This window comes from Cellulosimicrobium sp. NPDC030954, from assembly GCF_055571305.1.
Map to the genome: position 1 here is coordinate 1 of NZ_JBVIFN010000003.1, position 24,631 is coordinate 24,631.

21 protein-coding genes and 2 tRNA genes are annotated in these 24,631 nt (G+C 74.4%); 10 read left to right on the forward strand and 13 right to left on the reverse strand.

What is annotated here, in order from left to right; all coding sequences use genetic code 11:
- The 6 genes from ACZ402_RS07675 to ACZ402_RS07700 form a co-directional block, all read right to left on the reverse strand.
- Positions 1-425: ClpX C4-type zinc finger protein (locus ACZ402_RS07675; RefSeq protein ID WP_375822775.1), on the reverse strand; the 425-nt coding region annotated here is incomplete at its 3' end.
- Positions 426-636: 211 nt separating this feature from the next.
- A complete protein-coding gene (locus ACZ402_RS07680; RefSeq protein ID WP_087471689.1) occupies positions 637-1,353 on the reverse strand; it encodes an ATP-dependent Clp protease proteolytic subunit in 717 nt (238 codons plus the stop codon).
- A 38-nt stretch (positions 1,354-1,391) separates the two neighbouring features.
- Positions 1,392-2,039 (reverse strand): ATP-dependent Clp protease proteolytic subunit, encoded by a 648-nt coding sequence (locus ACZ402_RS07685; protein ID WP_047232614.1) that lies wholly within the window; start codon positions 2,037-2,039, stop codon positions 1,392-1,394.
- A 259-nt stretch (positions 2,040-2,298) separates the two neighbouring features.
- On the reverse strand, positions 2,299-3,708 hold the full coding sequence (gene tig / locus ACZ402_RS07690; protein ID WP_375822776.1) for a trigger factor: 1,410 nt from the start codon (positions 3,706-3,708) through the stop codon (positions 2,299-2,301).
- A gap of 109 nt (positions 3,709-3,817) precedes the next feature.
- The gene (locus ACZ402_RS07695) at positions 3,818-4,771 is read right to left on the reverse strand and encodes a DMT family transporter (protein WP_375822778.1); all 954 of its coding nucleotides are present in this window, start codon (positions 4,769-4,771) and stop codon (positions 3,818-3,820) included.
- An 85-nt stretch (positions 4,772-4,856) separates the two neighbouring features.
- Positions 4,857-4,930, reverse strand: a tRNA-Pro gene (locus tag ACZ402_RS07700).
- 193 nt (positions 4,931-5,123) lie between these two features.
- Between ACZ402_RS07700 and ACZ402_RS07705 the strand changes: the two genes are divergently transcribed.
- The 6 genes from ACZ402_RS07705 (at position 5,124) to ACZ402_RS07730 (ending at position 10,063) form a co-directional block, all read left to right on the forward strand.
- A tRNA-Gly gene (locus ACZ402_RS07705) sits at positions 5,124-5,197 on the forward strand.
- A 521-nt stretch (positions 5,198-5,718) separates the two neighbouring features.
- Entirely contained in the window at positions 5,719-6,654 is a 936-nt protein-coding gene (cysK, locus tag ACZ402_RS07710; RefSeq protein ID WP_375822780.1) for a cysteine synthase A, read from the forward strand.
- 1 nt (position 6,655) lies between these two features.
- Positions 6,656-7,285, forward strand: coding sequence for a serine O-acetyltransferase EpsC (epsC, locus tag ACZ402_RS07715; RefSeq protein WP_375822782.1), 630 nt, complete (start codon positions 6,656-6,658; stop codon positions 7,283-7,285).
- A 91-nt stretch (positions 7,286-7,376) separates the two neighbouring features.
- The gene (locus ACZ402_RS07720; protein WP_087471684.1) at positions 7,377-7,730 is read left to right on the forward strand and encodes a GntR family transcriptional regulator; all 354 of its coding nucleotides are present in this window, start codon (positions 7,377-7,379) and stop codon (positions 7,728-7,730) included.
- Positions 7,727-8,743, forward strand: coding sequence for an SdpI family protein (locus ACZ402_RS07725; protein WP_375822784.1), 1,017 nt, complete (start codon positions 7,727-7,729; stop codon positions 8,741-8,743). The genes ACZ402_RS07720 and ACZ402_RS07725 overlap by 4 nt, the downstream gene beginning before the upstream one ends.
- A 270-nt stretch (positions 8,744-9,013) precedes the next feature.
- A complete protein-coding gene (locus ACZ402_RS07730; protein ID WP_375822785.1) occupies positions 9,014-10,063 on the forward strand; it encodes an LLM class F420-dependent oxidoreductase in 1,050 nt (349 codons plus the stop codon).
- 51 nt (positions 10,064-10,114) lie between these two features.
- On the opposite strand, the gene ACZ402_RS07735 is transcribed toward ACZ402_RS07730, so the two are convergent.
- A complete protein-coding gene (locus tag ACZ402_RS07735; RefSeq protein WP_375822787.1) occupies positions 10,115-10,546 on the reverse strand; it encodes an MGMT family protein in 432 nt (143 codons plus the stop codon).
- Between the two features lie 66 nt (positions 10,547-10,612).
- On the opposite strand from ACZ402_RS07735, the gene ACZ402_RS07740 reads away from it, so the two are divergent.
- Positions 10,613-11,953, forward strand: coding sequence for a GNAT family N-acetyltransferase (locus ACZ402_RS07740; RefSeq protein ID WP_375822788.1), 1,341 nt, complete (start codon positions 10,613-10,615; stop codon positions 11,951-11,953).
- A gap of 3 nt (positions 11,954-11,956) precedes the next feature.
- Here the strand turns inward: ACZ402_RS07740 and ACZ402_RS07745 are convergent, their stop codons facing one another.
- Entirely contained in the window at positions 11,957-13,000 is a 1,044-nt protein-coding gene (locus ACZ402_RS07745; protein WP_375822790.1) for an Fpg/Nei family DNA glycosylase, read from the reverse strand.
- A gap of 1 nt (position 13,001) precedes the next feature.
- Positions 13,002-13,463, reverse strand: a complete 462-nt coding sequence (locus ACZ402_RS07750; protein WP_375822792.1) for a ribose-5-phosphate isomerase — start codon at positions 13,461-13,463, stop codon at positions 13,002-13,004.
- Between the two features lie 60 nt (positions 13,464-13,523).
- Here ACZ402_RS07750 and ACZ402_RS07755 point away from each other — a divergent pair, with 60 nt between their 5' ends.
- Entirely contained in the window at positions 13,524-15,578 is a 2,055-nt protein-coding gene (locus ACZ402_RS07755; protein ID WP_375822793.1) for a M13 family metallopeptidase, read from the forward strand.
- 103 nt (positions 15,579-15,681) lie between these two features.
- Here the strand turns inward: ACZ402_RS07755 and ACZ402_RS07760 are convergent, their stop codons facing one another.
- Together ACZ402_RS07760 and ACZ402_RS07765 are read right to left on the reverse strand one after the other, a co-directional pair.
- Entirely contained in the window at positions 15,682-16,872 is a 1,191-nt protein-coding gene (locus ACZ402_RS07760) for a hypothetical protein (protein WP_375822795.1), read from the reverse strand.
- 164 nt (positions 16,873-17,036) lie between these two features.
- Positions 17,037-17,681, reverse strand: a complete 645-nt coding sequence (locus tag ACZ402_RS07765; RefSeq protein ID WP_375822796.1) for a mycothiol-dependent nitroreductase Rv2466c family protein — start codon at positions 17,679-17,681, stop codon at positions 17,037-17,039.
- 232 nt (positions 17,682-17,913) lie between these two features.
- Here ACZ402_RS07765 and pepN point away from each other — a divergent pair, with 232 nt between their 5' ends.
- Positions 17,914-20,493 carry an aminopeptidase N gene (pepN, locus tag ACZ402_RS07770; RefSeq protein ID WP_375822798.1) on the forward strand — a complete coding sequence of 860 codons (2,580 nt, stop codon included), beginning with the start codon at positions 17,914-17,916 and terminating at the stop codon, positions 20,491-20,493.
- Between the two features lie 310 nt (positions 20,494-20,803).
- Here the strand turns inward: pepN and malQ are convergent, their stop codons facing one another.
- A complete protein-coding gene (gene malQ / locus ACZ402_RS07775; RefSeq protein WP_375822800.1) occupies positions 20,804-22,987 on the reverse strand; it encodes a 4-alpha-glucanotransferase in 2,184 nt (727 codons plus the stop codon).
- Positions 22,988-23,077: 90 nt separating this feature from the next.
- Between malQ and ACZ402_RS07780 the strand changes: the two genes are divergently transcribed.
- Positions 23,078-24,214 (forward strand): mechanosensitive ion channel family protein, encoded by a 1,137-nt coding sequence (locus tag ACZ402_RS07780; RefSeq protein ID WP_375822801.1) that lies wholly within the window; start codon positions 23,078-23,080, stop codon positions 24,212-24,214.
- Positions 24,215-24,284: 70 nt separating this feature from the next.
- Here ACZ402_RS07780 and ACZ402_RS07785 read toward each other — a convergent pair whose 3' ends face one another.
- Complete coding sequence (locus tag ACZ402_RS07785) at positions 24,285-24,566, reverse strand: PTS sugar transporter subunit IIB (protein ID WP_375823159.1); 282 nt, start codon at positions 24,564-24,566, stop codon at positions 24,285-24,287.
- Positions 24,567-24,631: the final 65 nt, after the last annotated feature.

A 24,631-nucleotide genomic window follows, 5' to 3' on the forward strand; every position in this document is an offset into this window, starting at 1 on the left:
TTCAACATCCGCGCCAACGTCTGCGCCAGATACGTCTTGCCCGTCCCCGTCGGACCGATCAACAAGATGTTCGACTTCGCCAGCTCCACGTAGTCTGGGTCGTCGGGGCTCGACGGCTTGGACTGCTCGCCCGCCTGGACGCGCTTGTAGTGGTTGTAGACGGCGACGGCCAGGGCCCGCTTGGCGGCGTCCTGGCCGATGACGTACTGCTCGAGGAACTCGAAGATCTCCTTGGGCTTGGGCAGCTCCGTGAGGCCGAGCTCGGTCGCCTCGGCAAGCTCCTCCTCGATGATCTCGTTGCACAGGTCGATGCACTCGTCGCAGATGTACACACCAGGGCCCGCGATGAGCTTCTTGACCTGCTTCTGCGACTTGCCGCAGAACGAGCACTTCAGCAGGTCGGCGCCGTCTGAGATACGAGCCACTACGCGTCTCCTTGTCCCGGTGCCGAGGCCTCCTGCCGTCGGGGTCGACGGCGCGGGGCCCGGGCACGGCCGAGCGAGTCCTGCTCCCCATTCCACACCACGGGGCCCCCGTTGTCAGGTGGGCTCTCCGGACGGGGCGCAACGTGTCGCGCCGCCGCCCCCGGCGGGGGACGGCGGCGCGGCGTGAGGTCATGCGGGTCGGGCGGTCGGATCAGGGCTTGTTGATCGCGACGGCCTTGCGGCTCTCGAGGACCTGGTCCACGAGGCCGTACTCCTTCGCCTGCGCGGCGGTGAGGATCTTGTCGCGCTCGATGTCCTGGCGGACCTGCTCGACCGACTTGCCCGAGTGCAGGGCCAGCGTGTCCTCGAGCCACTCGCGCATGCGGATGAGCTCGTTCGCGTGGATCTCGATGTCGGACGCCTGCGCGTAGCCGCCGCCCTCCATCGCGGGCTGGTGGATGAGCACGCGGGCGTTCGGCAGGGCGAGGCGTTTGCCCGGCTGGCCGGCGGCGAGCAGGACCGCGGCGGCGGACGCCGCCTGGCCCAGGCAGACCGTCTGGATCTGGGGCTTGATGTACTGCATCGTGTCGTAGAGCGCGGTCATCGCGGTGAACGACCCGCCCGGCGAGTTGATGTAGAGGATGACGTCGCGGTCGGGGTCCTGGCTCTCGAGCACGAGGAGCTGGGCCATGACGTCGTCGGCGGACGCGTCGTCGACCTGGACGCCCAGGAAGATGATGCGGTCCTCGAACAGCTTGGTGTAGGGGTCCTGCCGCTTGAAGCCGTACGCGGTGCGCTCCTCGAACTGCGGGAGCACGTAGCGGGCCGACGGCGCGCCGCCCGGCAGCGCGATGCCGCCGGGGCGCGCGCCCGCGCCGGCGAGGCGCTGCGCGGTGGACAGGTACTGGGACTCGGCGCTGAAGCTCACGGGTTCTCCTCGGTGAAGTCTGGTGTCCGGTGCGGGGGTCAGGAACCCGTGGTGCCGCCGCCGCCGGTCACGGACGACGCGTTGGTGACGACGTGGTCGATGAAGCCGTACTCCAGCGCCTCCTCGGCTGTGAACCAGCTGTCGCGGTCGTTGTCCTTGAGGATCTGCTCGAGCGGCTTGCCGGTCTGCTCGGCCGTCAGCTCGGAGAGCACCTGCTTCATGTGCATGATGAGCTGCGCGTTGATGCGCACGTCGGTGGCCGTGCCGCCGATGCCGCCGGAGGGCTGGTGCATCATGACGCGCGCGTGCGGCGTCGCGTACCGCTTGCCCTTGGTGCCGGACGAGAGCAGGAACTGCCCCATCGAGGCCGCCATGCCCATCGCGATGGTCGCGACGTCCGGCTGGATGTACTGCATGGTGTCGTAGATCGCCATGCCGGCCGTGATCGACCCGCCGGGCGAGTTGATGTACAGCCAGATGTCCTTCTCCGGGTCCTCCGCGGCGAGCAGCATCATCTGGGCGCAGATGGCGTTCGCGTTCTCGTCGCGCACCTCCGAGCCGAGCCAGATGATGCGCTCCTTGAGGAGCCGGTTGTAGATGGAGTCGTTGAGTCCGAAGCCCGGACCCTCGGCGCGGTTGACCGGGGCCGTCGCGTCGGACGGCAGGTACAGCTCGTTCACATCCATCTCCTTCGTCGCTCCCGCGGGTCGCCCCCGCCTGCGCTGCCCTGGCCGGTGCCGGGAGGGTGTCCCGGTCCAGCCGTGCTGCAGTGACCCTAACGCGGTCCGTGCCCGGCGTTCGTCCCGATAGCGCGCGTTTTCGCTGACGGCGCACCAGGCGGACGGCGCGCGCCGTCACGGCACGGGCACGACGACGGCCCGCCCCCCTCACGCGGAGGGTGCGGGCCGTCGTGGGACCTGCTCCGGCCGACCGGCCGGCGGCGCGTCAGGCCTTCGTCGCGTCCTTCTCGTCGTCCGCGACCGGCGCCTCGGCGGCGGCCTCGGCGGAGTCGTCGACGAGCGCCTCCTCGACGGGCTCGGCCGCGACGTCCTCGACCGACTCGTCCGCGGCGGCGTCCTCGTCGTCCGAGCCGATGAACTCGGTCAGGTCGACGACGTTGCCGGCGGAGTCCTTGACCTCGATCTGGCGCAGCGCGACGGCGAGCGACTTGGAGCGCGCGACCTCGCCGACCATCGCGGGGATCTGCCCGCCCTGGTCGAGCGACTGGATGAACTGGTTCGGGTCCATCCCGTACTGGCGCGACGCGCTCACGAGGTACTCGAGGAGCTCGTTCTGCGCGACCTTGATCTCGAGCTGCTCGGCGAGCGTGTCGAGCAGGATCTGGTTGCGGATGGCGTCGGTCGCCTCGACGGTGACCTCGGCGCGGTGCGTCTCGTCCTCCAGGCGGCCCTCGGACTCGAGGTGGCGGTGCACCTCGGCCTCGACGACGCCCGACGGCACGGGGATCTCGACCGCGTCGCCCAGCGCCTTGAGGAGCTCGTCGCGCGCGGCGACGGCCTGGTTCGACGTCTTGATGCTCGCGACCTGCTCGCGCAGGTCGGCGTTCAGCTCCTCGAGCGTGTCGAACTCGGACGCGAGCTGGGCGAAGTCGTCGTCCGCCTCGGGCAGGTCGCGCTGCTTGACGGAGGTGGCCGTGACGGTGACGGACGCCTCCTTGCCCTCGTGCTCGCCGCCGGCCAGCGGCGCGTTGAACGTGGTCGTCTCGTCGGCCGAGAGGCCGGTCAGCGCCTCGTCCAGACCCTCGAGCATGTTGCCCGAGCCGATCTGGTAGCTGACGCCGGAGACGGAGTCGACCTCCTCGCCGTCGATCTCGGCCTTGAGGTCGAGCACGACGAAGTCGCCCTCGGCCGCGGGGCGGTCGACGCCGACGAGGGTGCCGAAGCGCTCGCGGAGCGCGTCGAGACGCTCGGTGACGTCCTCGTCCGTGACCTCGGCGGGCTCGACCGTGATGGCGAGCGAGTCGAGGGACGGCAGCGTGATCTCGGGGCGGACCTCGACCTCGGCGGTGAAGACCAGCTGGCCCTCGCCGGCCTTGGCCGGGATCTCGGTGACCTCGACCTCGGGCTGGCCGAGCGGGCGCAGGCTCTCCTCGCTCGCGGCCTGGCGGTAGAAGCCGGAGAGGCCGTCGTTGACGGCGTGCTCGATGACGGCGCCCCAGCCGACGCGCTGGTCGATCACGCGCGGCGGGACCTTGCCCTTGCGGAAGCCGGGGATGTTCACCTGCTCCGCGATGTGCTGGTAGGCGTGCTCGATGCTCGGCTTGAGCTCGTCGTACTCCACCTCGACGGTCAGCTTGACCTTGGTGGGGTCCAGGGTCTCGACGGCGCTCTTCACTTCGATGGTCTCCAACTGATCGGGGCGGGCCGGCGTGCGGCCGGGGACGGCTCCGCACGCGGGCGTACGGGCAACCGTCCCATCGTACGCGAGCGGTCAAGCGTCGCGGTCAGGGCGACCTGCGCGCACCGGGACGCCCGACCACGAGCAGGACCGCCACGCCGACGACGGCGGTCGCGACGACCGTCTGCCACCGCAGCCCCACCACGCCGAGCACGTCGAGCAGGACGGCCATGAGCATCTGGCCGCCGACGACGGTCAGCGTGAGGACGAACGTGCCGAGGTGGCGCACCGCGTACGCGGCCGCCACGGTGATGAGCGTCCCCAGCGGGCCGCCGAGGTAGAGCCACCACCGACCGGGGAGCGTGACGCCGTCGAGCCCGCCGAGGACGGCGGCCAGCGCGCAGACGACGGAGATGCCCGCGAGCCCGCCCGTGACCGAGGTGAGCGTCGCGACGACCGGGTCGCCGGTGAGCTGCGTGACGCGACCGTTCCCGGCCTGCTGCCCGCACAGGACGGCGCCGCCGACGAACAGCGCGACCCCGGCGACGACGGCGCCCCACCCCGCGTCGGTCGTCGCGCCGCCGAGCACCGCGACGCCCAGGCCGACGAGCGCCGCGAGACCCGCGGTGGCCCGGCGGGGCGTGAGCCGCAGCGGGGCGGGGAGGCCGACGCCGCGCGCGTCGAGCGCGAGGCCCGCGACGGTCTGGCCCGCGACCGAGCACACCGACGCGACGGCGACGCCGACGAGCGGGACCCCGGCGGCCATGGCGACGACGATCGGGACGCTGCACAGCCCGACCGCGAACCACCACCAGGACGCGGAGGCGCGCAGGACGTGGAGCGTGGACCGGGCGCGACGGCGGACGAGAACGACGAGCACGGTCGCGAGGAGGGTCCCGACGTAGGAGAGCCAGGCGGCGACGACGGGGCCGGTCCCCGCCGCGGCGAGGTCGCCGTTGAGGCGCCCCTGGAGCGACAGCACGGCGCCGCTGCCCGCGGCGACCAGCGCCGCGAGGGTGACGCGGGTCGCGGGTCCGGCCGCGGGCGTGGACAAGGTCACGGGCACCTCTCGAGGACGAGGCCGTCGACGCGGCCCGGACGTCGTCGACGCCCCGCGACGCCCCCGGAGGGGCGCCGCGCGAAGGTCGGGGTGACAGGATTTGAACCTGCGACCTTCCGCTCCCAAAGCGGACGCGCTACCAACCTGCGCCACACCCCGTCGCCCGCCGCGGCGGCGGGCCAGGGCAAGTGTACTGGCGGGAGCGGGTCGCCCTCGTCGGCACGCGACCGCTGCCGCAGGTGGGCGGCACGTCCGCGCCACCGACGTTTGCTAAGGTTGCGGCCGCAGGTCGGCGCCGCGCCGGTCCTCGCTCCTCCTGCCGAGGAGCCCGGGCCCCGGTCCCACGGCCCGCGCGGGCGTAGCTCAATGGTAGAGCCCCAGTCTTCCAAACTGGCTACGCGGGTTCGATTCCCGTCGCCCGCTCCAGACCCTCGGGCTCCGTCCCGAACGTCGCTCCCGCACGTCACCACGGGCGCCCCGCCAGGCCGGCGGGGCGCCCGTCGTCGTCCCGCCCGTGCTCGGGCGGGTCCGCCGCCCGGACGACCGCCCCGTGGACGGCGTTGCAGGGTCGCGACGCGGACCGATAGCCTCGGGGCACACGCGCTGCCCGCACGCCCGGACCGCCGGGCGCCCGCGGCGCGACCGACCAGGAGGAGCGAGGAATGACCGCGACGATCGCGCGTCCCGCACCGCTGCACCGCGCCGTGTCGCGCGTCTCCTGTTGTCGCTGTCTCGGCTGTCGCTGACGACCCGCCGCCGACCCCGCGCGCGCCGCCGCGCCGCACCAGGCCGCTCCGTCCGCACGAGCCCACCCCGCCGTCGCGCCCGCGCGCCCGGAGCGTCCCCGCGAGACGCTGGGCACCGTGGTCACGGACCGCGACGGCCCTCGTCCCCCGATCGGTACCCCCACCCCGGCTCACCCCGAGCCGTCGACAGAAGAGGAAGACATGGCACGCATCTACGACGACGCCACGAAGCTCATCGGCAACACCCCCCTCGTGCGCCTAAACCGGCTCACCGACGGCCTCGAGGCCACGGTCGTCGCGAAGCTCGAGTTCTACAACCCGGCGAACTCGGTGAAGGACCGCATCGGGGTGTCGATCATCGACGCCGCCGAGGCGTCGGGCGAGCTCCAGCCGGGCGGCACGATCGTCGAGGGCACCTCGGGCAACACCGGTATCGCGCTGGCGTGGGTCGGCGCGGCGCGCGGCTACAACGTCGTGCTCGCCATGCCGGAGACCATGTCCAAGGAGCGCCGCGCGCTGCTGCGCGCCTACGGCGCCGAGCTCGTCCTCACGCCGGGCTCCGAGGGCATGAAGGGCGCCGTCGCGGCCGCCGAGCGGATCGCCGCGGAGCGCCCGGGCGCCATCCTCGCGCGCCAGTTCGCCAACCCGGCGAACGTGGACGTCCACCGCCGCACGACGGCCGAGGAGATCTGGGCCGACACGGACGGCGAGGTCGACATCGTCGTGGCCGGGATCGGCACCGGCGGGACGATCTCCGGCGTCGGGCAGGTGCTCAAGGAGCGCAAGCCCGAGGTGAAGATCGTCGCGGTCGAGCCGGCCGAGTCCGCCATCCTCAACGGCGGCCAGCCCGGCCCGCACAAGATCCAGGGCCTGGGCGCCAACTTCGTGCCCGAGATCCTGGACCGCGACGTCTACGACGAGGTCGTCGACATCGACGCCGAGACCGCGGTCGCGACCGCGCGCGCCGCGGCCAAGGAGGAGGGCCTCCTCGTGGGCATCTCGTCGGGCGCGGCCATCGAGGCCGCGATCCAGCTCGCGAAGCGCCCCGAGAACAAGGGCAAGCTGATCGTCACGGTCGTGCCGGACTTCGGCGAGCGCTACCTCTCGACGATCCTGTACTCCGACCTGCTGGACTGACGTGACCGACCCGCGACCCCACCACCGGACGGTCGGCTACCGGCTGCGCCGGTTCGTGCGCGTGCTTGGCGAGGACCTCGAGGCGGCCCGACGGCGGGACCCCGCCGCCCGCAGCCGCCTCGAGGTCGCGCTGGCGTACCCGGGCGTGCACGCCGTGTGGGCCTACCGGCTCGCGCACCGCATGTGGCGCGAGCCCCTGCTGCGCCTCCCGGCACGCCTCGTGTCGCAGGTGGCGCGCGCGCTGACCGGCGTGGAGATCCATCCCGGCGCCCGCATCGGCCGGCGCCTGTTCATCGACCACGGCATGGGGGTCGTCGTGGGCGAGACGGCGGTCGTCGGCGACGACGTCGTGCTCTTCCACACGTCGACGCTCGGCGGGCGGTCGATGAAGCGCGGCAAGCGGCACCCGACGCTCGGGGACCGCGTCGTCGTCGGGGCGGGCGCGAAGATCCTCGGTCCGGTGTGGGTCGGCGACGACGTGCAGGTGGGGGCCAACGCCGTCGTCGTCAAGGACGTGCCGGCCGGGGCGGTCGCGGTCGGGGTGCCGGCGACGATCCGCATGCCCGCCGCCGCGCCCGCGGCGCGGGACGCCGTCGAGGACCCGTCGCTCCTCATCGAGTACGTCATCTGAGCGCACGGACCCGGGGCCGCCGTCGGCACGACGGCGGCCCCTTCGTCGAGCCTCGTTGTTCTAGTTCCCCTAGAACAACTAGACTGGGCTCGTGATGTTCCGCATCGACCCGCAGGCCGACGAGCCGCTGTTCGCGCAGCTCGTCGCCCAGGTGCGCCTCGGCGTCGTCCAGGGGCGGCTCGCGCCGGGCGAGCGGCTCCCCGCGGCCCGCGAGCTCGCCGAGGCGCTGGACGTCAACGTGCACACCGTGCTGCGCGCCTACCAGGAGCTGCGCGACGAGGGGCTCGTCGACCTCCGCCGCGGGCGCGGTGCCGTCGTCACGGCGCCGCCCGCCGTCGACCTCACGTCGCTGCGGGCCGCGGTGGATCGCGTCGCGGCCGAGGCCCGCGCCCTCGCCCTGCCGCCCGAGACCGTCCTCACCCTCATGAAGGAGGCCCTCCGATGACCCGAGCCGCCCCGCGCCGCTCCCCCGGACGACCGACCGAGGACGGTCGCCCGCGCCCGGACGACCACCGCACCCTCGCGCTCCTCGTCGGCGGCGCGGGTGCGGTCGTCACAGTCGTGGCGGCGCTCGTCGCGCTCACCTGGTCAGCGGACCTCCCCGACCCCGTGGCGATCCACTGGGGCACGAGCGGTGCCGACGGCTTCGCGTCGCTCGGCACGGCCGTCACGGGCAGCACGGTCCTGGGGCTGGTCGCCTCCGCGGGGTTCGCCGCGATGACGGCGTTCCTCGGGCGGTCGGCCGCGAACCGGCGGGTCGCCGCGGGGGTCACCGTCGGGCTCCCGGTCATGCTCGCGGTCCTCACGCTCGGCTCGCTCTGGATCCAGCGCGGCCTCGCCGACGCCCACGACGTCGGCGGCGTGAGCGCCGTCACGGCCGTCGCGCTGGGTGCCGGGCTCCTCGTGGGCATCGCCGTCGGGGTGCTGGTCCCGGGCGACCGCCCGGACCCGACCGACGCCGGGGTCCCCGACGACGCGCCCCGGGTCGCGCTCCGACCGGGCGAGCGGGCCGCGTGGGTCGGGCGCGTGAGCGGCGGGCCGACGGTGCTCGTCGCACTGGGCGCGATCGTCCTCACCACGGTCCTGGCGCTCGTCCTGCGCGAGTGGGCGCTCCTCCTTGTGCCGGTCGTCCTGGGGCTGCTGCTCGCCGCGATGATGTCGTGGGTCGTGCGCGTCGACGAGGGCGGGCTGTCGGTCCGGTCGACGCTCGGGTTCCCGCGCACGCGCGTCCCGGTGGACGAGGTCGTGCGGGCCGACGTCGCCGACGTCTCGCCGCTGCGCGACTTCGGCGGCTGGGGCTGGCGCGCCGGCCGGGGCGGTGCCGTCGGCATCGTCGTGCGGGCCGGCGAGTCGTTGCGCGTCGAGCGCACCGGCGGTCGTGCGCTCGTCGTCACGGTCGACGACGCCGGGACCGCGGCGGCGCTCCTCAACACCCTCGCCGACCGAGCACGCCGCTGACCCTCGGCGCCGACGCGTCGCGCCGTGGCGTCGACACCGCGTCCGGTCCGGAGTCCAGCGCGGGTGCGCCCGGGCGCACCCGAGACCGGCGGCGGATCGGCTAGTCTGGAGGCGGGCGGTACCCGAGACTCCGCGTACCGGATACCCCCTGCCCGGCGCGCGACCGGGTACCGCCCGCACCCCGCCCGCCCGCGCACGACCCCGCGGCCCCCACCGGCGCCCGGAGCGCGGGAGCACCCGTACGACGACCCTCGACGAGGAGGAGCCCGCATGCGTCTCGGCATCCACACCGGCTACTGGTCGGCAGGCCCCCCGGCCGGCATCCAGGACGCGATCGTGGCGGCGGACCGCCTCGGCGTCGACTCCGTGTGGACCGCGGAGGCCTACGGCTCCGACGCCTTCACCCCGCTCGCGTGGTGGGGGTCGCGCACGACCCGGATCCGGCTCGGGACCGCCGTCGCGCAGCTCTCCGCACGCACCCCGACCGCGACGGCGATGGCCGCGCTGACGATGGACCACCTCTCCGGTGGCCGGTTCGTCCTCGGGCTCGGCGTCTCGGGCCCGCAGGTCGTCGAGGGCTGGTACGGGCAGCCGTACGCCCGTCCGCTCGCCCGCACGCGCGAGTACGTCCAGGTCGTGCGCGACGTGCTGCGCCGGGAGGCGCCCGTGACGTCGTCCGGCCCGCACTACCCGCTCCCCCTGCCCGAGGGCACGGGGACGGGACTCGGCAAGGCTTTGCGCGCGACCGTGCACCCGCTGCGCGCGGACCTGCCGATCCACCTGGCGGCCGAGGGGCCCAAGAACATCGCGCTCGCGGCCGAGATCGCCGACGGCTGGCTCCCACTCTTCTACTCGCCCCGCATGGACGCGACGTTCCGCGAGCTCCTCGCCGACGGCTTCGCGCGCCGCTCCCCCGAGCGCTCCCCCGAGGCCGCGTTCGAGGTGAGCGCGACGGTGCCCGTCGTCGTGCGCGAGCACGTCGAGCAGGCCGCGGACCAGGTGCGCCCGTTCCTCGCCCTGTACGTGGGCGGCATGGGCGCCAAGGGCGCGAACTTCCACCGCGACGCGCTCGACCGCCTCGGGTACGCCGAGGCCTGCGACGAGATCCAGGCGCACTACCTCGCCGGGCGCAAGGACCTCGCGGCCGCCGCCGTCCCGACGGCGATGGTCGAGGACGTCGCGCTCGTCGGCCCGCCGGAGAAGATCGCCCGCGACCTCGCCGCATGGCGCGAGACCGCGGTCACCACGCTCCTCGTCCAGGGCGACGCAACGGCCGTCCAGACGCTCGCCCCGCTCCTCGCGCCCCCGCCCCCGCGCTGAGTGCTGGGGACGTGTCGTCCCGCGGTCGGTCGGACGACAGATACCCCGCGCTCAACGCTCGGGGGTGTCGCTCTCGGGGAACCAGACGGCGCGGCGCAGGTCGACACGACGGCCGTCGCGCGACAGCGGGCACCCCTCGGCGCGCAGCTCGGTGAGCGCCGCGTCGAGGTGGTGCGCGGGCGGCGAGCCGGCCGCGTTCACGACGCGCCACCACGGGACCGGGGCGCCGTCGTCGTCGACGCCGGACGACCCCGCGAGCACCTGGCCGACCTGGCGCGGTCCGCCGCGGTGCAGGGACTCGGCGACGACCTCCGCGACCAGCCCGTAGGTCATCGCGCGCGCCGCCGGGATCAGGCGGACGAGCGCGAGCACCGCGGTCGCGTACTCCGCCGCGAGCGCCGTGCGGTCGGTCCCCGCCGTCGCGCCGTCGGCGGCGGTGCCCGCCGTGCGGCCGTGCGTGCGTCCTGCCTCGAGCCCTGCCATGGCTCCCGACCCTAGCCGCCGCATGTGTCCTGGCGCGACGCGTGCCGAGACACGAGGATCGAGGCCATGAGCGACCACCACCCCGCGACCCTTCCCGACGGCTACGAGCTCGTCGCCCTCTCGGCGTCCGACCTGCGCGACGTCCTCGACCTCGACACGACGACGTTCCCGTCCCCGGTCGAGGTCGACGAGCTCGTCGACCTCCCGTTCCCGCTCACGTGGGACCGCGCGCTCGGCGTCACCCGGGAGCACGAGGACGACGACGCGACGCCCGTCGACGGTGCGCGCCCCGTGCGCCGCGACCTCGTCGCGATGCACGCGTCGTACCCGTTCGCCCGGTTCCCGGTGCCGGGGGCGACCACCCCGGTCGCGGGGCTCACGTGGGTCGGCGTCCACCCCGGGCACCGTCGCCGCGGGATCCTCAGCGCGATGATCGACACGCACCTCGCGCGGTGCCGCGAGCGCGGCGAGCCGCTCTCGGCGCTCTTCGCGGCGGAGGCGGCGATCTACGGGCGCTTCGGCTACGGCAAGGCCGCGGACGACGTCCGGCTCACCGTCCCCCGCGGGGTCGCGCTGCGCGACGTCCCCGGCGCCGACCGCCACACCGTGCGCATCGAGCGCGCCGACCGGGCTCGGCACGGAGCGCTCGTCGCGACGCTCCACGAGCTCGCCGGCACGGACCCGACGGGCCAGGGCACGGGGATCAACCGCCCGGGCTGGGCGACACGCGAGACGCCGGAGCTCCAGGCCACGTTCTGGGACGACGCGAAGGTGTGGCGCAAGGACCGCGAGCCCACGCGCATCGCGATCGTCGAGCTCGACGGCGAGCCGCGCGGGTACGCGCGGTTCCACCGCAAGCTGTCCTGGGAGGTCACGGGCCCGCGCGGTCCGGTGAGCACGGGCGAGGTCGTCGCGCTGGACGCCGCGGCGGCGCGCGCGCTGTGGGGCGTGCTCACGGACCTCGACCTCACGCACGAGGTGACGCCCTTCATGCTGCCGGTGGACGACGTCGTCACGAGCCTGCTCGTGGACCCCCGCTCGGCGTCGCCGCGCCTCGCGGACAACCTCTGGGTGCGCGTGGTGGACGTGCCGGCCGCGCTGGCCGCGCGCCGCTACGCGGCGGACGTGGACGTCGTCGTGCACGTGACGGACGCCCGCCTGCCGGACAACGCGGGCCGCTGGCGGCTGCGCGCGCCGGCGTTCGGCGACGCGGTGGCCGAGCGGACGGAGGACGCCGCGGACCTCTCGCTCGACGTGCGCGAGCTCGGTGCCGCCTACCTGGGCGGGACCTCGCTCGCGGCCCTCGCGGCGGCAGGGCTCGTCACCGAGCACTCCCCCGGCGCGCTCGCCCGCGCGAGCGCGGCGTTCGGCTGGCCCCTCGCCCCGGTGTGCAGCTGGGTCTTCTGAGCCTCAGGCCTGGCAGACGCCGCACCAGTAGAGGTTGCGGCCGGCGAGCTCCTTGAGCAGCACGGGCGTGCCGCACACGCGGCACGGGAGCCCGTCGCGGTGGTAGACGTAGAACGCGTCGTCCGCGGGGACGGCGTCGGGCGCGCCGTCGGTGTTCTGCCGCACGCGGCGGCGCCCGGGCGGCCCGTCGGCGTCGTCCGGCGGGCCATCGCCGGCGCCGGGGCCGTCGCGGTCCTCCGGTCGGGTCGTGACGATGGCGCCCGTCCGGGTGCCCTCGCGCATGAGCACGACGAGGTCGTCCCACAGCGCGCGCAGGTCCTCGCCGGGCACGTCACGACCAGGCCGCATCGGGTCGAGCCGCGCGCGGAACAGCGACTCCGCGCGGTAGATGTTGCCCACGCCGGCGACGACGTCCTGGTTCATGAGCAGCAGCCCGACGGGGCTGCGCGAGCGCCGCACGGCGGTCACGAACTCCTCGCGCGGGTCGCCCTCGGCGAGCGCGGCGTCGCGGATCGGGTCGGGACCGAGCCGGTCCTCGACGGCCCGCTTCTCCTCGCCCGTGACGACCTCGCACGCCGTGGGCCCGGTGAGGTCCGCGACGGCGTGCGCCCCGACGAGCCGCACCCGCACGGCCCCGCGCGGCGGCGGGGGCGACCACGCGTCGTCGGGCCCGGCCGCGGCGGCCGCACCCGGGCCTGCCGGGACGGTCTCGCGCTCGCCGATGCGGCGGCGCGGCGCCCCGATCGCGTGCACGACGGCGGTGCTGCCGTCGCCCGCGAACGTCCACGCCCCGTAGAGGCCGAGGTGGACGCGGAGCCAGCGCACGTCGTCGGGCCGGCCGGCGGTCCCGACCGCGGCGCGCGCCGGGTCGGCGAAGCCGAGGAAGAGCTGCTTGCCCCACGCCTCGCTCGCGACGAGCACGTGCCCGTCGAGCACGGCGGCGCCCGCGGCGAACCGGCCCTGCGGGCTGCTCACCGCGAGCGTCTCGCCCGTGAAGAGCTCGCCGAACGCGCGCGCGAGCCGGTGGACGGTGTGACCCTCCGGCACGTCAGGCGGAGGCGCCGCGCGTCGTCTCGTACGCCGCGAGCTGGTCGATCCGGCGCTGGTGGCGCGGGTCGCCGCTGAACGGCTCCGCGAGGAACGCGTCGACGAGCTCGACGGCCTCGTCCACCGTGTGCTGGCGCGCCCCCACCGCGACGACGTTCGCGTCGTTGTGCTGACGGCCGAGGCGCGCGGTCTCGAGGTTCCACGCGAGCGCGGCACGCACCCCGACGACCTTGTTCGCGGCGATCTGCTCGCCGTTGCCCGACCCGCCGATGACCACGCCGAGCGAGCCCGGCTCGGCCGCGACGGCCTCGCCCGCGGCGAAGCAGAAGGACGGGTAGTCGTCCTGCGCGTCGTACGTGTGGGCCCCGTGGTCGACGACGTCGTGCCCCGCGGCCTCGAGGTGCTCGACGAGATGGGTCTTGAGCTCGTAGCCCGCGTGGTCCGCGGCGATGTGAACGCGCATGCGCCCATCATGCCCCAGCGGGACACCTGGGCGTCGGGAGGAGGCCGTAGCCTGAGACGCATGACACAGACCTCCCCGACGTCCACGTCCGCGTCCGCGTCCGGCACGACCGGGACCGTGCGCTCCGGCATCGACCTGGGCGCGCTGGACCCCGTCGTCCGGCCGCAGGACGACCTGTACCGCCACGTCAACGGGCGCTGGCTCGCGACGCACGAGATCCCCGCCGACCGCGCCATGGACGGCGCGTTCCGCGCGCTGCACGACCAGGCCGAGGTCCACGTGCGCGAGATCATCACCGACCTCGGGGCGCAGGTGGCCTCGGGCGCCGAGGACGTCGGCGCGGACGCGGCGAAGGTCGGCGCGCTCTACGCGAGCTTCATGGACACCGAGCGGATCGAGGCCCTCGGCACGACCCCGCTGCAGGCGGACCTCGCGCTCGTCGCGTCCGCGACGACGCAGGCGGAGCTCACCGGCGTGCTCGGTGCGCTGCAGCGCACCGGCGGCGCGGGCGCCGTCGGCTTCTGGGTGGACAACGACGCCAAGGACCCCGAGCGCTACGTCGCCTACCTCTACCAGTCCGGGCTCGGGCTGCCCGACGAGGCGTACTACCGCGAGGACCAGTACGCGCCGGTCCGCGAGAAGTACGTGCCGCACGTCGCGCGCATGCTCGCCCTCGCGGGCGTCACCGCCGAGACCTGGGGCGCGACCCCCGAGGACGCGGCCGAGCGGGTCCTGGCGCTCGAGACGAGGCTGGCCTCGAAGCACTGGGACGTCGTCCGCGACCGCGACGCCGACCTCACCTACAACCCCCGCACGCTCGCCGCGCTCGTCGACGAGGCGCCCGGGTTCGACTGGCGCGCCTGGGTCCTCGCGCTCGGGGCGCCGGAGGGCTCGCTCGACGACGTCGTCGTGCGCGAGCCCGACTTCGCGACCGGGTTCGCCGCGCTCTGGGCGAGCGAGGCGCTCGAGGACTGGAAGCTGTGGATGGTGTACCACCTGGTCACCGCCCGCGCGCCCTACCTCACGGACGAGCTCGTCGAGGCCAACTTCGACTTCTACGGCCGCACGCTCTCGGGCGCGCAGGAGGTGCGCGAGCGCTGGAAGCGCGGCGTCTCCGTGGTCGAGGGCGCGCTCGGCGAGGCCGTCGGCGCGCAGTACGTCGCCCGCCACTTCCCGCCCGCCCACAAGGCGCGCATGGAGGAGCTCGTCGCCTACCTCGTCGCCGCGTACCGCGAGTCGATCGCCACGCTCGACTGGATGACGGAGGAGACCAAGGAGAAGGCGCTCGCCAAGCTCGAGGCCTTCACGCCGAAGATCGGCTACCCCGTGACGTGGCGCGACTACTCCGCGCTCGTCGTCGAGGCCGACGACCTCGTCGGCAACGTGCGTCGTGCCCACGCGTTCGAGCAGGACCGCGAGCTCGGCAAGATCGGCAGGCCCCTGGACCGCGACGAGTGGTTCATGACGCCGCAGACCGTCAACGCGTACTACAACCCGGGGATGAACGAGATCGTCTTCCCCGCGGCGATCCTCCAGCCCCCGTTCTTCGACCCCGAGGCCGAGGACGCGGTGAACTACGGCGGGATCGGCGCGGTCATCGGCCACGAGATCGGCCACGGCTTCGACGACCAGGGCTCCAAGTACGACGGCGCCGGCCGCCTCGAGGACTGGTGGACGACGACGGACCGCGAGGAGTTCGAGAAGCGCACCAAGGCCCTCATCGCCCAGTACGACGCGTTCCGCCCCGCCCAGCTCGGCGAGGACGGGCCGCACGTCAACGGCGCGCTGACGATCGGCGAGAACATCGGCGACCTCGGCGGCCTGTCGATCGCGCTCAAGGCCTACCGCATCGCGCTCGGCCGCCCGCTCGCCGAGGCGCCCGTCGTCGACGGGCTCACCGGGATCGAGCGCGTGTTCCTCGGCTGGGCGCAGGTCTGGCAGTCCAAGGGCCGCGACGAGGAGGTCGTGCGGCGGATCGCGACCGACCCGCACTCCCCCAACGAGTTCCGCTGCAACGGCGTGGTCCGCAACGTGGACGAGTTCTACGCGGCCTACGACGTGCAGCCCGGGGACGCGCTGTACCTCGCGCCCGAGGAGCGCGTGCGCATCTGGTGACACGACAGCACGAGGGGCCCGCGGCGTTCCGTCCGCCGCGGGCCCCTCGTGCGTGCCGGGTCGACCCGGACCCCTCAGGGCTCAGGGCCGCTCGACGACCTGCTCAGAGCGTCCGGATGCCGGCACGGGCGATCGTGAAGCCCTTGCCCGTCGCGTCGTCGCGGCACGTCATGCCCGTCTCGGCGCTGTCGCACGTGAACGGGCCCACCGTCTTCGACGTGCCGTAGTCCAGGATCGCGGTGTCGCCGGGGGCGGCCTGCGGCTGCTCGGCCGTCGGCACGCAGGGCTGCTCGACGCTGCCGTCGGCACCCAGGACCACCTTGTACCCGACCGTGCCGTCGCAGCCCGCCACGGGGGCCGGCTGCGTGCCGAGCTGGGCGATCACGCACGTCGCGCTGACGTCGGTCACCTCGCACGTGATGTTGCGCGACTCGGACGCGAACGTCTCGCTCACGGTGGGCTCGGCGGCGGGCGTCTCCTCGGTCCCCTCCGTGGCGGTCGCCGACGGCGGCGGGGTGGCGTCGCCCGCGGGGTCGTCGCCCCCGCCCCCGAGCAGGGAGATCGCGAAGACGATCGCCCCGATGACGAGCAGCGCGTCGACCACGATGAACGCGATCCACCCGGGGCTCAGGCGGTCCGACCTGCGACCGCCACCACCGTTGCTCCCGCCACGCCCGGCGGGCGGTCGCGGCGTCGTGCCCGACCCGCCCGCGCCGGCCGCAGCCCGGGGGGCGGCGCCGGTCGGCGCGACCGTCGCCGGCGGGTGGTAGGCCGGCTGGGGCTGCTGGGGTGCGGCCGAGGCGTAGCCCGCCTGCGCCGCGGGCTCGTACGCCGGGGCGCCGTGCGCGGCGTACGCGCCGGTCGGCGCGTAGCCGGTCGGCGCGGCGTCCGCCGGTGCGTAGGCCGGTCGGCTCGCAGTGGTCCCGACGGGCGCGGCGACGCCGAACCCGTTCTGCTCGGTCGCGTAGCGCACCCGCTGCGGGGGCACCGGCGACGGCGCGGGGACCGCGGGCTGGGCCGCCGTCGGGAGCTCCGTGATCGGCGTGACGTGCTGGACGCTCGTCGGCTGGAACGACGACGCGACGACGGTCGGCTGCCCGTCCGCGGGCGTGGCGCGGGGCGCCTGGGCCGTCGGCCCGCTCGTGGGCGCGAAGGACGGCGGCACGGCCGCCGCGGCGCCCGGCACCGGGCCGGCGAACGCCTGGGTCGGCTGCGCGTCGTCCCGACGGACCGCGGCCCCCGGCACGCCGCCAGGGGGCGGCGGCGGCGGTGGCACGGGTGCGTTCGGGGACATGCGGCTCCTCGCGGGCTCCTCGTCGGACTCGCCCGGCACGACCGGGCGGCGGGCGCTCCTGACACCGCCCGCAACCTGACGAAGCATGGCACGACGCACCCGTGCGGGTCGAACCCCGCCGGCGGCGCGACCGTCCCGCCGGCGAGGTCCCGAGGCCGACGAGGTCAGTCGAAGACGGGACCCTGGGTCCGCGTGCGCTTGAGCTCGAAGAAGCCGGGTGTGCTCGCGACGAGCACGCACCCGTCCCACAGCCGACCTGCGGCTTCGCCCTTCGGGGCAGGCGTCACGACCGGGCCGAAGAACGCGGTGTCGCCGAACGCGACGACCGGCGTCCCGACGTCCTCCCCGACGCGCCCGATCCCCTCGGCGTGCGACGCCCGGAGGTGCTCGTCGTACGCGTCCGAGCCCGCGGCGTCGGCCAGCGCGGCGGGCAGCCCGACCTCGGCCAGCGCCTCCGCCAGCACCGCGTCGTAGTCGTCACGGCCGCCCGGGTGCAGGCGGGTCCCGATCGCGTCGTACAGGGGCTTCACGACCTCCTCGCCGTGCTCGACGCGCGCGGCGGTGACCACGCGCGCGGGGCCCCACGCCTTGTCCATGAGCGCGCGGTACTCCTCCGGCAGGTCCCGGCCCTCGTTGAGCACCGCGAGGCTCATGACGTGCCAGCGGACCGCGACGTCGCGCACCTGCTCGACCTCGCCCATCCAGCGGCTCGTCATCCACGCCCACGGGCACACGGGGTCGAACCAGAAGTCGGCGACGCGCACGTCGGTCTCGGTCGCGGTGTTCTCGGACGTGGCGGTGAGGGTCACGGGACGGTTCTCCTTCGACGTGGGCGGCGCCCGGTGGTCCGGGTCGCCGGAGCGGTGGGCGACGGGCTACGGACGGCCGGCGCCGTCGCCCACCAGTCTCGACACCGGGCGGCCGCAGCATATTCCCGACGGGCGGCCCCGGGGTCGCGCGCGGCCACCCGTGGGATGATCGTCCGTGGCCCACAGGCCGCCGTCGAGGCCGCCCGGCCCGACCCGAGACCGAGGAGATGCAGTGCCCGGAGAGAACCTCACCCGCGCCGAGGCGAGCGAGCGCGCGGCGATCGTCGACGTCCAGTCCTACGAGGTCGACCTCGACCTCACGACGGGGGCGACGACGTTCGCGTCGACGACCGTGGTGCGGTTCACCGCGACCGAGGGGGCGAGCACGTTCGTCGACCTCGTCGCCCCGACCGTGCGCGAGGTCGTGCTCAACGGACGCTCCCTCGACCCGGCGGAGGTCTTCGCGGACTCGCGCGTCGCCCTCGACGGCCTCGCGGCCGACAACGAGCTGCGCGTCGTCGCCGACTGCGCGTACACCAACACGGGCGAGGGCCTGCACCGGTTCGTCGACCCGGTCGACGGCGAGGTCTACCTCTACACGCAGTTCGAGGTCCCGGACTCGCGGCGCGTGTTCGCCGTCTTCGAGCAGCCCGACCTCAAGGCGGCGTTCGCGTTCACGGTCACCGCGCCCGCGGCGTGGCAGGTCGTGAGCAACCAGCCGACGCCCGCACCCGAGGCGCTCGGCACGAAGGCCGACCCGACCGGCACCGGCGCCGGCGACGTCGAGGTCGCGCGCTGGGCGTTCGAGCCGACGCCGCGCATCTCGTCGTACATCACCGCGCTCGTCGCAGGGCCGTACGTCGTGGAGCGCAGCGAGCTCACGTCGTCCGACGGCCGCACGATCCCGCTCGGGGTCTTCTGCCGCGCGTCGCTCGCCGACCACATGGACGCCGACTACGTCTTCGACAAGACGCGCGAGGGCTTCGCGTTCTTCGAGTCCGCGTTCGAGCACCCGTACCCGTTCGACAAGTACGACCAGCTCTTCGTGCCCGAGTACAACATGGGCGCGATGGAGAACGCCGGGTGCGTGACGTTCACCGAGACGTACGTGTTCCGGTCCAAGGTCACCGACGCCGTCAAGGAGCGTCGCGTCGTGACGATCCTCCACGAGCTCGCGCACATGTGGTTCGGCGACCTCGTGACCATGAAGTGGTGGAACGACCTGTGGCTCAACGAGTCGTTCGCGGAGTACGCCTCCACGCTCGCGACCGCCGAGGCGACGGAGTGGCACGAGGCCTGGACGACGTTCGCGGCGATGGAGAAGTCGTGGGCGTACCGCCAGGACCAGCTCCCCTCGACGCACCCGATCGTCGCGACGATCAACGACCTCGAGGACGTGTTCGTCAACTTCGACGGCATCACCTACGCCAAGGGCGCGTCGGTGCTCAAGCAGCTCGTCGCGTGGGTCGGCAAGGAGCAGTTCCTCGCGGGCGTCGCCGCGTACTTCCGCAAGCACGCGTGGGGCAACACCGAGCTGCGCGACCTGCTCGTCGAGCTCGAGGCCACGAGCGGCCGCGACCTCACGCAGTGGTCCGCCCTCTGGCTCGAGACGGCCGGCGTGAACACGCTGCGCCCCGAGTTCGAGCTCGACGCGCACGGCCGCTTCACGACGTTCGCCGTGCTGCAGTCCGCCGCGCCCGACCACCCGACGCTGCGCCCGCACCGCCTCGGCATCGGTCTCTACGACCTCGTGGACGGCGTCCTCACGCGAGTCCACCGTGTCGAGGTCGACGTCGACGGCGCCCGCACCGAGATCCCCGAGCTGCTCGGGCTCGACCGTCCGCAGCTCGTGCTCCTCAACGACGACGACCTCGCCTACGCGAAGATCCGCCTCGACGCCGCGTCGCTCCAGGTCGCGACCGAGCACCTCGCCGACCTGGCCGACCCGCTGGCCCGCTCGCTCGTCTGGGGCTCCGCGTGGGACGCGACGCGCGACGGCGAGACCCCTGCGGGCGACTACGTGCGCCTCGTGCTCGGCAACATCGCTCGCGAGACCGAGTCGACGACGATCCGCACGACCCTGAACCAGCTCGCGCTCGCGGCGAAGACGTACGTCGCGCCCGAACGCCGCGCCGAGACCCTCGCGCACGTCGGGGACGTCCTCTGGTCGCTCGCGCAGGAGGCCGCCCCGGGCTCCGACCTCCAGTTCCAGCTCGTCAAGTTCTTCGCGCACCTCGCCTCGACGCCGGCGCACGGTGAGGCGCTCCGCTCGCTGCTCGACGGCTCGGCCGCCCTCGACGGGCTCGAGATCGACACCGACCTGCGCTGGGAGATCCTCGAGGGCCTGGTCCTGCTCGACCTCGCGGACGACGCCGAGATCGAGGCGACCCTCGCCGCCGACTCGACCGCGACCGGCCAGCAGTCCGCTGCCCGCGCCCGCGCGACCGTGCCCACGGCCGAGGCGAAGCGCGCCGCGTTCGACCGCCTCGTCGGCTCGGACGACGCGCCCAACGCGATCGTCCGCGCCACGACGCTCGGCTTCCAGCACGTCAACGACCCCGAGTCGCTCGCCCCCCTCGTGGGCGCGTACTTCGACGCGCTGCTGCCGCTGTGGGACCAGCGGTCTTACCACATCGCCGAGGCTCTGGTCACGGGGCTCTACCCGGCGCCGCTCGCGAGCACCGTGCTCCGCGACGCGACGCAGGAGTGGCTCGACGCGAACGCCGACGCCGCCCCCGCGCTGCGTCGCCTCGTCGTCGAGAACCTCGCCGGCGTCGAGCGCGCCCTCACCGCCCAGGGCGCCGACGCCTGACCAGCCCAGACGCGCCGGGTCTCTCCCACGTCGGAGCGGCCCGGCGCGTCGGACGAAGCGTCACCACGCGGGCAGCCATCAGGGGTGAGCACAGACCAGGGTGAGACGACGTCGGGCGGGGTGGGTGGTGGTGCCGCGTCGTGGTCGGGCCTGGCGGGAGCCGCGAGGAACGAGCGGCGGATGGTAGACGCGGCACCACCACCCACCCCGACCACCCAAGGCGACGGACCGCCGTCGGACAAGCCGATGACACCTCGACCTGGACGACCCACGGCTCTACCTCGGCCAACCAGGGTTGTACCTCGGCAGGTCAGAGGGCGTCGTTCATGGCCTTCGCGAGGGAGCGCAGGCGGGCGGAGTCGAACAGGTCCTCCAGCAGGACGACGTTGCCCGACGAGTCGCCGAGCGGCACCTTCCAGTTGGGGTACTCCTGGTCCGTGCCGGGCTGGTTCTGCGAGCGGCGCTCCCCCACCGCGTCGGCGAGCGAGACGCCGAGCAGGACGGCGGGTGTGCTGCGGACCAGGCGGTGCAGGGCCTCGACGAGCTCGCGCTCGGACGGGTCGTCGCCGACGAGCCCGCGCTCGCGCAGGAACGCGACCATGGCGTCGCGCTCGGCACGGGCCGCGCGGCGCACGTCGGCGACGTCCTCGGTGAGGACGCCGAGCCGGTCGCGCAGCTCGACGTGCTCGCCCGCGAGGTACCCCGCGGACGGCGGCAGGTCGTGGGTCGTCACGGTCGCGAGCGCGAGGCGTCGGTAGTCCTCGGGCGGCAGCGGGGCGCCGTCGCCCGTCTTCTCGAACCAGAGGACGGACGTGCCGAGCACGCCGCGGTCGGCGAGGTAGTCGCGGACCCACGGCTCGAAGACGCCGAGGTCCTCGCCGATGACGATCGCCCCGGCACGCTGCGCCTCGAGGCACAGGATGCCGACGAGGGCCTCGTGGTCGTAGCGGACGTAGGCGCCGGCGTCGGCGCGCGCCCCGCCGGGGATCCACCAGAGGCGGAAGAGCCCGATGACGTGGTCGATGCGGATCGCGCCCGCGTGCCGCAGGACGGTGCGCAGCATGTCGCGGTAGGGCGCGTACCCGGCGCGGGCGAGCGCACGCGGGTGCCACGGCGGCTGGGACCAGTTCTGCCCCTGCTGGTTGTACATGTCCGGGGGCGCCCCGACGGAGACCCCGGTGGCGAGCACTCCCCGGTGCGCCCACACGTCCGCGCCGTCGGGGTGCACCCCGACGGCGAGGTCGTGCATGATCCCCACGGACATGCCCGCCTCGCGCGCGGTGCGCTGCGCGGCCCGGAGCTGCTCGTCGGCGACCCACTGGAGCCAGCAGTAGAACTCGACCCGGTCGGCGAGCTGGTCGCGCAGCGCCGCGACGGTCGGGCCGTTCGGGTCGTACGCGCCGGGCGGCCAGTCGCGGTCGCCGTAGTGGTCGGCGAGCGCGCACCACGTCGCGAAGTCCTCGAGGCCGCGCCCCTGCTCGGCGCGGAACGCGTCGAGCGACGCCTGGCGTGCGGTCGACCGGGGCGCCGCGAAGACGACCTCGAGCGCGGCCTTCTTGGCGTCCCACGCGGCGTCGCGGTCGATCGGCCCGGGGTCGGTGTCGAGGTCGCGCACCGGGTCGAACGCCCACTCGACGAGCGAGCGGTCCGCGGCCGACAGGTAGCCCGTCTCGCGGATGTCCTCGACCCGGACGTAGATCGGGTTGACGAAGCGCCGGCTCGTCGGCAGGTAGGGGGACGGCGTCATCGGGGTGCGCGGCTCGGCGGCGTGCAGCGGGTTGACGAGCACGAAGTCGGCCCCGGCCTCGCGCGCGGACAGCCAGGCGAGGTCGGCGAGGTCGGCGAGGTCGCCGACGCCCCACGAGGCGCGCGAGCGCACCGAGTAGAGCTGGGCCATGAAGCCCCAGGCGCGGCGCTCGACGACCGCGGCGGGGAGCTCGAGGCGCTGCGGCGTCACGACGAGCGTCGCGCGGGCCTGCGTCCCGTCGCTCTCGGCGTGCAGGTCGTGCCACCCGAGGGGCAGGTCGGCGGGCACCTCGAACGTCGCGCGCCCCACGCGCCGGCCGTCGACCGTGCGCGGCTCGACGAACACGTCGAGCTGGCCGAGGTCGCGGCGCTCGCGCGCGGCCCGGGCCGCGTGCTGCCCGGTCGGCTGGCCACCGTGGCGCGACGGCTCGGCCTCGAGCTCGACCCACACCGTGACGGCGGACCCGTCGGCGACGTGCACGGGCAGCGGGACGGCGTCGCCCTGCCGCACGACGACGGTCGGCGGCAGCATCTGGCGCCACGCGTCGTCGCGCGAGTGCTCGAGGCTGACCGCCACCTTCTCGGGCGACGACGCCGGGACGCCGAGGGCCTCGAGCACGGCGACGAGCGTCGACGCGCGGACCTGGCGGCGCGACCCGTCGAAGTCCCAGAAGTCGGACGCGACGCCGTGGGCGTCGGCCAGCTGCACCAACGGCTCGGGCAGGTCCGTCTGCGGGGGTTCGCTCACGCCTGCATCCTGCCAGAACGCGGGCCCGCGAGCAGCGCGTTCGTCCGGCGCGCCCAAGGACCGCCCACCTGGCCCGGGTACCCTGCGCTCATGTCCCACCCCCTTCTCGCCCCCGTCCTGCGCGTGCCCGCGGAGGTCCCGGAAGAGGTCCGCAACGGCTTCGACCCGAGCAACCCCGACGACTGGTTCGAGTGGTTCGTCGGGGTCCCGCTGCGCGTGCTCCTCATCATCGGCGTCGGCGCGATCGCCCTCGCGCTCGTGCGCCGCGTCATCCGCAGGATCACCGAGCACATCGCCGAGGGGACACCGACGCTGCGCAGCAAGCGGCTCCAGGGCGTCGCCGACTCCGGGGTCGGCAGCGTCCTGCTGCGCGCGAACCCGCTCGCGTCCGCGCGACGGGCCCAGCGCGCGCGGACGGTGGGCTCGGTGCTGCGGTCCGTCGCCAACATCCTCATCGGGGCGACGATCGTGCTCCTGGTCCTCACCGAGCTCGGCGTGAACATCGCGCCGTTCCTCGCCTCGGCGGGCATCGCGGGCGTCGCGCTCGGCTTCGGCGCGCAGAGCCTCGTGAAGGACTTCCTGTCCGGGACGTTCATGCTGCTCGAGGACCAGTACGGCGTGGGCGACACCGTGGACTTCGGCGAGGTCACGGGCACCGTCGAGGAGGTCGCGCTGCGCGTCACCAAGGTCCGCGACGGCAACGGGACCCTGTGGTTCGTGCGCAACGGGGAGATCCTGCGCACGGGCAACAAGACCCAGGAGTGGGGCCGCGCCGTGGTCGACGTGCGCGTGGCGTACTGGGCGGACGTCGACGCGGTGCGCGCGACGCTGCTCGCCGCGGCCGAGGACGTCGGCGCCGACCCCGTGCTCGGTACGTACTTCCTGGAGCCCCCGGAGGTCACGGGCATCGAGTCGATGACGGCCGAGGCCCTGCAGCTCAAGGTGCAGGTCAAGACGCGGGCGGCGATGCAGTGGGAGGTGGCGCGCGCTCTGCGCGCCCGCGTCCGGCAGGGGCTGTCCGACGCGCGGATCCCGCTGGCGGGGGCGCAGCAGGTGGTCGTCCTCGACCACTCGCCGTCGGTGCCCGACGACCGGCCCGACGACCGGACCGACGACGGTCCGCGCGGCGCAGCGCGGGACGAGCAGGCGGCGCGCGACCGGCGCGGTGCCGCGGCGGCCGCCGCGATGCAGGACCGGACCGGCGGTTCCGCGGGCCCCTCCGCCTGAGCCGGGCGGCGCCGTCGGGCACGTCCGTCCCCGGCGGCGCCGGCCCTCCGCGGCGGAGGGCCGGACGGGGTCAGCGCAGGCCGTCGAGCTCCGCGGCGAGGTTGTCGGCCTCCGGGCCGACGATGACCTGGACGACGCGGCCCGAGCGCACGACGCCGAACGCGCCGGTCGCCTTGAGGCGCGCCTCGTCGACGAGCTGCGGGTCGGTCACCTCGACGCGCAGGCGCGTGATGCACGGCTCCAGGTCGACGACGTTGCCCTGGCCCCCGAGGGCCTCGAGGATCTGCTGTGCCTTCTGGTCCGAGGGGGTGCTCATCGAAAGTGTCTCCTGAGGCGAGTCGCGGCTGGGGATCCGCGCGCGGGATCCGGGGTGTCGGGGTGCCGTGCACCTGGCAACAGCCTAGTCTCCTGGCGAGG

What these genes read in the sequence shown, in the direction of transcription:
- ACZ402_RS07685 (WP_047232614.1), bottom strand. Translation starts at nt 2,039, where the DNA reads ATGGATGTGAACGAGCTGTACCTGCCGTCCGACGCGACGGCCCCGGTC.
- cysK (WP_375822780.1), top strand. Translation starts at nt 5,719, where the DNA reads ATGGCACGCATCTACGACGACGCCACGAAGCTCATCGGCAACACCCCC.
- ACZ402_RS07725 (WP_375822784.1), top strand. Translation starts at nt 7,727, where the DNA reads ATGACCCGAGCCGCCCCGCGCCGCTCCCCCGGACGACCGACCGAGGAC.
- ACZ402_RS07730 (WP_375822785.1), top strand. Translation starts at nt 9,014, where the DNA reads ATGCGTCTCGGCATCCACACCGGCTACTGGTCGGCAGGCCCCCCGGCC.
- ACZ402_RS07735 (WP_375822787.1), bottom strand. Translation starts at nt 10,546, where the DNA reads ATGGCAGGGCTCGAGGCAGGACGCACGCACGGCCGCACGGCGGGCACC.
- ACZ402_RS07740 (WP_375822788.1), top strand. Translation starts at nt 10,613, where the DNA reads ATGAGCGACCACCACCCCGCGACCCTTCCCGACGGCTACGAGCTCGTC.
- ACZ402_RS07750 (WP_375822792.1), bottom strand. Translation starts at nt 13,463, where the DNA reads ATGCGCGTTCACATCGCCGCGGACCACGCGGGCTACGAGCTCAAGACC.
- ACZ402_RS07755 (WP_375822793.1), top strand. Translation starts at nt 13,524, where the DNA reads ATGACACAGACCTCCCCGACGTCCACGTCCGCGTCCGCGTCCGGCACG.
- ACZ402_RS07760 (WP_375822795.1), bottom strand. Translation starts at nt 16,872, where the DNA reads ATGTCCCCGAACGCACCCGTGCCACCGCCGCCGCCGCCCCCTGGCGGC.
- ACZ402_RS07780 (WP_375822801.1), top strand. Translation starts at nt 23,078, where the DNA reads ATGTCCCACCCCCTTCTCGCCCCCGTCCTGCGCGTGCCCGCGGAGGTC.